Raw genomic sequence first — 1,736 nt, forward strand, 5'->3', positions numbered from 1 at the left:
CCCGCTCCCACATTTTTCACCGTGCTCGCTTCAGGCCGCGAATGCTGGCCGCGCTGGCATTTGCTCAGCTTCTGGAAGGGGGCCAAACAACGCCTTCTGCACCGCCTGCTGCGCCTGGAACGCCAGCGCCGCACGTTCCTGCCCGGCGCAGGCAATCGGCTTGAGCAGATGGATTTCCACGTCGCCCTGGTCATTGCCGAACAAACGCATCAGGTGCGAGAGCAAATCATCGTCGCCAATAAACGGTGCCAGCGGGTCGATGTGGCCATCGCGCAGATAACGAATCGCCACCGGTTGCAGCGACACATCGGCATCAATCGCACTGGCCAGTAACCGCCCGTGGAACGTACGCAGGGCGCGGCCGTCGGTGGTGGTGCCTTCCGGGAACATCAACAGCGGGTGTTGTTGTTCCAGATGACGCGTCATCTGTTTGCGAATCAACTGGCTGTCCCCCGAACCTCGGCGGATGAACAGGCTGCCTGCCTTGGCGGCCAACCAGCCCGCCACCGGCCAGGTGCGCACCTCGGCCTTGGACAGGAACGACATCGGCGCCACCATCCCCAGCAGCGGGATATCGGTCCACGATACGTGGTTGCTGACCCACAGCATCGACTGTTGCGGCAACTCACCGTGAACGGTCACGCGAAAGGGCAGGGCGTTGGTCAGCCGTGCCATGAAAAAACGCGACCAGCGCTGCCGGCGCACCATCGAGTTGGCCACGCCCAGACGTTCAAACACGCCAAACACACTGGCCATGGTCAAACCCAGGGCCACCACCACCAGCACGCGGGCAATTCGCCCGTACACCCGAAGGCGGCTCATCACATGGCTGCCTTGAAGTGGCGGGCATACCGCGGGCACAGCTCGTCGCGCTTGAGCAGGATGAACACGTCGGCGACCTGGAAGTCTTCGTCCCAGCAGGGTTCGCCGCAAATCTTTGCACCCAGGCGCATGTAGGCCTTGAGCAAGGGGGGCATTTCGGCGATGACGTTGGATGGCAGGTCCAGTGCCGGCAGCGGCTTTTTCGGCTCGGCCCGCAGGTGTTCGTTGCACAGGTAGCGTTCGCGCAGGCGCTGCATGATGGCGTGGGCCTGGATGCCGCCGTCGTGCATCGGGATGCTTGCGCAGCCCATCAGGTAACTGTAGCCACCCTGGTTGAGGACTTCGGCCAGCTCGCCCCACAACACGGCGATGGTGCCGCCGTTGCGGTAGGCGGGGTCGACGCAGGTGCGGCCGATTTCCAGGATGGGGCCTTTGAGGTGCAGCAGGCCGTGGAGGCTGAATTCTTCTTCGCTGTAGAAGCGGCCCAGGGTGGTGGCAGCCTGGTGATCGAGCAAACGGGTGGTGGCGACGAGTCGACCGCTGTTCAAATCCCGCACGCCGATGTGGCTGCAGTGAACATCATAGTCATCCATGTCCAGGCCCAGTTCAGCGCCTTTCAGCTTGGCGTTGAATTCGCCGCTGAACACGTTGAACCGCAGGGCCTGGGCTTCCTGCAAAGCCTGGGCGCCGATCAGGCGTTCGGCTTGCAGGCGGCGTTCATTGCCGGTGTCGCTGATGCGGGCGATCTGAGTCATGGCGAGTCTCCGAGTGCCGGCCAGGGTTACGGCCGGTCGACTTGTTTGTGCCATGTCAGGCTATGTAGGGCCGGTGTCATCTCCATGAAGTTACGGTGACGCTTAGATGACAGGCATTTCGCCGGTGGGTGCTGTGTTTTTTGTGTACATATCCGTTGC

At 62.5% G+C, this 1,736-nt stretch carries 2 protein-coding genes; both read right to left on the minus strand.

What is annotated here, in order from left to right; genetic code table 11:
* Positions 1-30: 30 nt before the first annotated feature.
* Complete coding sequence (locus tag HX846_RS21335; RefSeq protein ID WP_003219789.1) at positions 31-822, minus strand: lysophospholipid acyltransferase family protein; 792 nt, start codon at positions 820-822, stop codon at positions 31-33.
* Positions 822-1,577: an L-ornithine N(alpha)-acyltransferase gene (gene olsB / locus HX846_RS21340; RefSeq protein WP_008431132.1), complete on the minus strand. Its 756-nt coding sequence runs from the start codon at positions 1,575-1,577 to the stop codon at positions 822-824. The genes HX846_RS21335 and olsB overlap by 1 nt, the downstream gene beginning before the upstream one ends.
* Positions 1,578-1,736 lie beyond the last annotated feature (159 nt).

The sequence above is a fragment of the Pseudomonas sp. K5002 genome (genome assembly GCF_013386655.1).
Lineage (GTDB): Bacteria > Pseudomonadota > Gammaproteobacteria > Pseudomonadales > Pseudomonadaceae > Aquipseudomonas.